We start from the raw sequence: 6,230 nt of genomic DNA, 5'->3' as shown, positions 1-6,230 counted from the left end.
GAGCTGAGCCGCACCCGTGCGGCTCGACTGCCGATGAAAGCGCGAGGCCGTGTTCCCAAGGGGACCGCGCCATTCTCTTGAAAATGAAACCTCAACTGGAAGATTCCGAATGAACAAGCTCACTGCAACCCTGTTCGCAACCTGCATCGCCTTTGCCGGCGCCTCGGCCTTCGCCGCCGACGACATGGCGAAGGACGGCATGGCCAAGGATTCCATGGCCAAGGACGGCATGAAGAAGGATTCGATGGCGAAGGACGCCATGTCCAAGGACGGCATGAAGAAAGACGGGATGTCCAAGGACGGCATGAAGAAGGACGGCATGTCCAAGGACGCGATGGGCAAGGACGAGATGAAGAAGTAAGCAGCAGGGGTACGCGGCATTGACGCCCGCCGCAATCGGCGGCAATGTCGCTTCCATCGGCCTGGCCTCCAAGCCTCCTTCAAGGACAGCACATGAGATTCCCCGCACTCACCGCAGGCATGCTCGCCGCCGCGGTGCTGGCCTGGCATGCCGCACCTTCGTTCGCAGAGCCGGCCCGGCGCGTGCCGGCGGCCGCGGTCGACCTCGCCGCCCCGCCCACCCTGAAGTACGACACCGCCGTGTTCGCCGGCGGGTGCTTCTGGGGCGTGCAGGGCGTGTTCCAGCGCGTCAAGGGCGTGAACAACGCCGTGTCGGGCTACGCCGGCGGCGACGCCAAGATGGCGCGCTACGAGGACGTGGGCTCGGGCCGCACCGGCCATGCCGAGGCGGTGCGCATCACCTACGACCCGCGGCAGATCAGCTACGGCAAGCTGCTGCAGATCTATTTCTCSGTSGCSCACGATCCGACCCAGTTCAACCGGCAAGGGCCGGACGTCGGCCCTCAGTACCGCTCCACCGTTTTTGCCGAGAACCCTGAACAGGCCCGCGTTGCGAAGGCCTACATCGCGCAGCTGAACCAGGCGAAGACCTTCAACAGGCAGTTGGCCACCACCATCGAAATGTCGAAGCCCTTCTATGCGGCCGAGGCCTACCACCAGGACTTCCTCACGCGCCATCCGAGCCACGAGTACATCGTGTTCAACGACCTGCCCAAGATCGACGACCTGAAGAAGCTCTTTCCCGAAAGCTACCGGCCGACGCCGGTGCTGGTGAATGCGGCAAAGGGCGGCTGAAGCTCCTCAGCCGGGCACCGGCGCATCGGCCCGCGCATCGTAGGCGCCGCGGCGCGCGGCCTGGTTGCAGCGGGCACGGTGCACCAGCGCCTGCTGCGCCACGGCAACGTTGGCGGCGTCGCCCTTCCAGGCGTCCAGCGCCGGCTGCTGGACCGCGCGCGAATACGAAAACGCCAGCGCCCACGGCAGGCGCGAACCGGCTCTCGCATTCATGGCATTCAACCGGGCCGATGCCAGCTGCGCCGACTGCCCGCCCGACAAGAAGGCGATGCCCGGCACGGCCGCGGGCACGGTGCGCCGCAGGCACGACACCGTGGCGTCGGCGACTTCCTCCACGCTCTCCTGCTTCGGGCTGTCCTGCCCGGGCAGCACCATGTTGGGCTTCAGCAGCATGCCTTCGAGCAGCACGCCCTGCAGGCGCAGCTGGGCGAACACCGCATGCAGCGTCTCCTCGGTAATTTCCGCGCAGCGCGCGAGGGAATGGTCGCCTTCCATCAGCACCTCGGGCTCGACGATGGGGACAAGCCCGGCCTCCTGGCACAAGGCTGCGTAGCGGGCCAGCGCATGGGCGTTGACCTCGATGCATGCACGGCTGGGCAGGCCGGGGCCGGGCGTGATGACGCCGCGCCATTTGGCGAAGCGCGCGCCCATGCCGGCATATTCGGCCAGCCGTTCGCGCAGGCCGTCCAGGCCTTCGGTGACCGTCTCCCCGGGATGGCCCGCCAGCGGCTTCGCACCGGTGTCGACCTTGATGCCGGGAATGATGCCCGCGCCGCTGAGCACCGAGACGAAGGACGCGCCCGATTTCGTTCGCTGGCGAATGGTTTCGTCGAAGAGGATCGCGCCGCTGATGGATGCGCCGAGGTTCGGCGCAGTGACGATCAGCTCGCGCCAGTCGCGCCGCGCGTCCTCGGTCTGGGGAATGCCCAGTTTCGCGAAGCGCTTGTGGCAGGTGGCGTTGCTCTCGTCCATCGCGAGCAAGCCCTTGTCGCCGGCGACCAGCGCCTGGGCGGTGTCGATCAATGCCTGTGCAGTCATGATGATGAGACCCTCACTTGCTTGCAAAGATCGTACGCCTCCACCCGCGCCGAGGCTAGATCACGTTCTTCTCGACGAGCGGCCGGTTCTCGAGGATCCGCGCGAACGACACCGGCGACAGGTCGAGGCTGCGGTACCCGCCGTACCGGATGAGTTCCGCCACGCCGCGCCCCGCCGCCGGGCATTGCTGGAGCCCATGCCCGGAAAAGCCGTTGGCAAAGAACAGGTTGTCGCAGTCCGGGTGCAGGCCGAGGATCGCGTTGTGGTCGAACAGGTTCATCTCGTAGTAGCCGGCCCACGCGCCGGTCATGCGGATGGCCTCGAAGGCGGGCACGCGGCGCGCCAATGCGGGCCAGATGAAATCGTCGAAGACGCGGTAGTCGACTTCGAGCGGCGCGTCATCGCGGTCGCGGTCCTGGGGCGGCGCAAAGCCGCAGATGAAGCGCCGGCCTTCGGGGCGCAGCCAGATGCCCGAGGTGTCGATCACCAGCGGGCAGCCCGGCAGGGTCTCGGGGCACGAGAAGCTGAACACCATGCGGCGGCGCGCGCGCACCGGCAGATCGATGCCGGCCCAGCCCGCCACCCTCGCGGCCCAGGCGCCGGCGGCGTTGACCACCACGTCGGCCTCCAGCACGTTGCCGATGTCCAGTTCCACGCCCGCCACCACGCGGCCGCTGCGCTTCAATCCCGTGGCCTGCGACTGCACATAGCGCGCGCCCTGCGAAATGGCTTTCTTGCGAAAGGCCTGCAACAGGCTGTAGCCGTCGTACCAGCCCTCGCCCGAAAGGCCCAGCGAGGCCAGCGCAATGCCCTCGGCCGACATCCATGGAAAGCGCGCCTGCAGCGCGTCGGGCGCCAGCAGGACCACATCGACGCCGTGCGCCTTCTGCACCGCGTGGTTCTCACGCAGCACCTCGACGCCCTCCGGCGGCGCCAGGTACAGGTAGCCCGGCTCGACCAGGCCGATGTCGGGCACGTTGTCGCCGACGCGCAGGTTTTCGCCCAGGTGGCGGAAGAAGTCGATGCCGTAGAGCGACATCTCGATGTTGATGGCGCTCGAGAACTGCTGCCGGATCGAACTGGCCGACAAGGCCGACGAGGCCTGCGTGTACGAAAAATCGCGCTCGACCACGGTGACGTCGAACGGCTCCTCCTGCGGATCCCGGTTGAGAAAATAGGCGATGGCGGAGCCGATGGCACCGCCGCCGATGATCACCACACGACGCATGAAATTCCTTTCTTGCTGTTCGCCGACAGATCCAATCCGGGCGAGCCGCCGCAAAAAAACGCGAGCCCGGCACGCAGAATAGCAACGATGAGAAAAGACATTCCCAACCTGGGTGCCTTGCAGGCCTTCGAGGCCTCGGCGCGCCTGGGGAGCTTCACCCGCGCGGCGGCCGAACTCGCGCTCACGCAAAGCGCGGTCGGGCGGCAGGTGGCCACGCTCGAGCAGCGGCTGGGCGTGGCGCTGTTCTCGCGCGTGCGGCGGCGCCTCACGCTCACCGACACCGGGCGCGAGTACGCGGCGCGCATCCGCCGCCACCTCGACCAGATCCGGCGCGACACGCAGGAGATCAGCGCCGGCCACGACATGGGCTTTGTGCTCGAAGTGGCCGTGGTGCCCACCTTCGCCACGCAATGGCTGATCCCGCGGCTGCCCGATTTCAGCCGGCGGCACCCCAACATCACCGTCAATCTCTCGGCGCGCTCGCAGCCCTTCTCGTTCCAGGAGAACGCCTACGACGCGGCCATCTATTTCGGCGACCAATTCTGGCCCGGCACCCAGGGCGGGCTGATCTTTTCCGAAGGCCAGATGGTGCCGGTCTGCAGCCCCGCCTTCCGCGACGCCAACGGGCCGTGGGACGAATCGGCCTTCGAGCGCTGCCGCCACGTGCACCTGGGCACGCGCGCCCATGCCTGGCGCGACTGGTATGCGCAGCAGGGCTGGGACTACACGGTGCACGCCTCGCGCGGACCGCGCTACGAGCTCTTCACCATGGTGACCGCCGCCGCGGCCGCCGGCATGGGCGTGGGCCTCGCGCCGCGCATCCTGATCGAGCGCGAGCTGCGCACCGGCGAGCTCGTGATCCCGATCGACCGGCACCTGGAGGTGCGCCAGGGCTACTACTTCGCCTACCCCGAGGGCCGGCCGGCCTCCGGGGCGCTGGAGCACTTCGAGCGCTGGGTGCTTGGGCTCGCGCCGTCCTAGACGGGATTGGGATTGCGCTCGAGGAATCCCTGCTGGTGCCAGTACTCCGCGCTGTCGAACATGTTGATGCGGACCAGGAGTAGTTAACAAAGCCTTCACTGAGTCCCGTTCGAAGGCCTGTAGCATGTGCCGCGAGATGGCGATCTGTGCGGCGTCTGCTCCTGCAAGAAAAGCCTCTCAAGAGAAAACGACAACTAATAAATTTTCAGGAGGAACCGCATGCTTGTCGAAATTGCCGCAAACGGAATGATTAGTCACGCGCGAGTCAGAAATGCTCGCAGCCCCGAAATCGAACGAGGCAGGCGAACCGGTGCAATCACAGGCATCGTCGTGCATCAGACCGATGCCGATACCTCGGCGTCTTCATTGAACAGCTACAAGCGCCCGAAGGCGAATGGCGCGCACTTTCTCATCGATACGGACGGAACCATCTATCAGACCGCGGCAATCTATCAGCGCACGAATCACGTCGGACCGCTGAAGGCGAGATGCCTGGCCGTAGGGGCCGCAATGCCGTGCACCCTGCGCGACTATGCGAATGCAGGAGTGGAAGGAATGCATCGCATTGAAATGCGCAAGCCGCCCAGTGATCGTTATCCGAGCAACATGGAGGCCATCGGGATAGAGATGGTTGGCAGGGCAGCGCTGCCGGTAGGCTTCAAGCCAATTGGTGAACCAGCAAAGTGGACGCTCGAAAGACAACGAGGTGAGTTCGGCATATTCGCTACCCCGACTGCGGCTCAAAATCTATCTCTCTCCTGGCTTGTCAAGGCGCTTGAAGATTCCATGCAGTTTCCTTCGAGTGAAATCTTTCGTCATCCCGTGGTCAGCAGAAAGAATCCAACGGAAGCGCGAGGCGCAAACTGGAATCTTCCCGTACCAACGCCATGACCAAGACCCATATTCTCGCGACCGTGGCGGCGCTGATCTTGGCCTCACTCGCATCTCCAGCGCAGGCAGCCGACAAGCGCTATCCCCTCGCATATGTGCAGAAAGTGGAGATCACAGAACCTTCAGGCCGAACTGCCTGGGAAGACAAGGACGTCCTTGACTGCGACGATGTCGTGCTGACAGAAGAGGATGTCCGCTATGCCTTGCAACACATGCGCAGGGTTTCATGGAAGGCCTACGACCCCGAAAACACCGACACCACGGGGTGTAAAGGGAGCGTGCTCGTTACCTTCCAGAACGGGAAGGTCCTCGCCATGGGCGTTGAGCCCACGGGGCGGATCAGCACCCAAGAGTACGACGCAAAGATGAAGCTCRCGGCCAGTCCACCGGGCTTCTACGATTGCGCTCCTTGCGGCGAACGCAAGATGGCACTCCTGAAGGACGCGCTGTATCGCGCGCACGAGCGAGCGCTGAGGAAACTGGCAGCTGAAGGGAAATTTCCGCCTGACGAGGTAGAGCGCCGGTTGAAGTGGTTCCGGGAAAGCCGCGAAAAGCCCTGACGCGCCCACCACTGCAAAACTTTCCCAAACCCGCTTCTGCGGGTTTTCTTTTGGCCCCCGGTCCACCATAAGATTCCGTGAACCAATGAAGTCGTCCGCATGAACATTGCCCTCGAACGCCCCGGCCAACCCGACGTCATCCAGCTCATCAATGACCTCGATGCGTACCAAAAGCCGCTGTACCCGCCCGAGAGCCACTACGGCATCGACATTGCAGCGCTGTCGGCGGCCCACGTGCTCTTTGCGGTCGCGCGCGACGAGGCCGGCGCGGCCATCGGCTGCGGCGCCCTGGTCATGAACCCCGGCTACGGCGAACTCAAGCGCATGTACGTGCGCCCACAGAGCCGCGGGCAAGGCGTGGCCGCGAAGGTGCTGGG

At 65.1% G+C, this 6,230-nt stretch carries 8 protein-coding genes; 6 read left to right on the top strand and 2 right to left on the bottom strand.

Features of this window, described 5'->3' with window-relative positions:
* Window positions 1–109: 109 nt before the first annotated feature.
* Window positions 110–361, top strand: a complete 252-nt coding sequence (locus tag AC1DOC_RS15120; RefSeq protein WP_012748092.1) for a pentapeptide MXKDX repeat protein — start codon at window positions 110–112, stop codon at window positions 359–361.
* 92 nt (window positions 362–453) lie between these two features.
* The gene (gene msrA, locus AC1DOC_RS15115) at window positions 454–1,155 is read left to right on the top strand and encodes a peptide-methionine (S)-S-oxide reductase MsrA (protein WP_478081430.1); all 702 of its coding nucleotides are present in this window, start codon (window positions 454–456) and stop codon (window positions 1,153–1,155) included.
* Between the two features lie 6 nt (window positions 1,156–1,161).
* Here the strand turns inward: msrA and AC1DOC_RS15110 are convergent, their stop codons facing one another.
* Entirely contained in the window at window positions 1,162–2,193 is a 1,032-nt protein-coding gene (locus AC1DOC_RS15110; protein WP_478081431.1) for a class I fructose-bisphosphate aldolase, read from the bottom strand.
* 55 nt (window positions 2,194–2,248) lie between these two features.
* The gene (locus AC1DOC_RS15105) at window positions 2,249–3,421 is read right to left on the bottom strand and encodes an NAD(P)/FAD-dependent oxidoreductase (RefSeq protein WP_478081432.1); all 1,173 of its coding nucleotides are present in this window, start codon (window positions 3,419–3,421) and stop codon (window positions 2,249–2,251) included.
* 87 nt (window positions 3,422–3,508) lie between these two features.
* Between AC1DOC_RS15105 and AC1DOC_RS15100 the strand changes: the two genes are divergently transcribed.
* The 4 genes from AC1DOC_RS15100 to AC1DOC_RS15085 form a co-directional block, all read left to right on the top strand.
* The gene (locus AC1DOC_RS15100; protein WP_012748096.1) at window positions 3,509–4,402 is read left to right on the top strand and encodes a LysR substrate-binding domain-containing protein; all 894 of its coding nucleotides are present in this window, start codon (window positions 3,509–3,511) and stop codon (window positions 4,400–4,402) included.
* 219 nt (window positions 4,403–4,621) lie between these two features.
* Window positions 4,622–5,293: a peptidoglycan recognition protein family protein gene (locus AC1DOC_RS15095; RefSeq protein ID WP_478081433.1), complete on the top strand. Its 672-nt coding sequence runs from the start codon at window positions 4,622–4,624 to the stop codon at window positions 5,291–5,293.
* Window positions 5,290–5,853, top strand: coding sequence for a hypothetical protein (locus AC1DOC_RS15090; RefSeq protein WP_478130019.1), 564 nt, complete (start codon window positions 5,290–5,292; stop codon window positions 5,851–5,853). Before AC1DOC_RS15095 ends, AC1DOC_RS15090 begins: the two co-directional genes overlap by 4 nt.
* Before the next feature lie 99 nt (window positions 5,854–5,952).
* The coding region (locus tag AC1DOC_RS15085; protein ID WP_478130018.1) for a GNAT family N-acetyltransferase at window positions 5,953–6,230 on the top strand (278 nt) is incomplete at its 3' end.

This window comes from Variovorax sp. 01T439_2, from assembly GCF_056398445.1.
The sequence above is the reverse complement of the archived record's forward strand: the minus strand, read 5'-3'. Positions and strand labels throughout refer to the sequence as shown.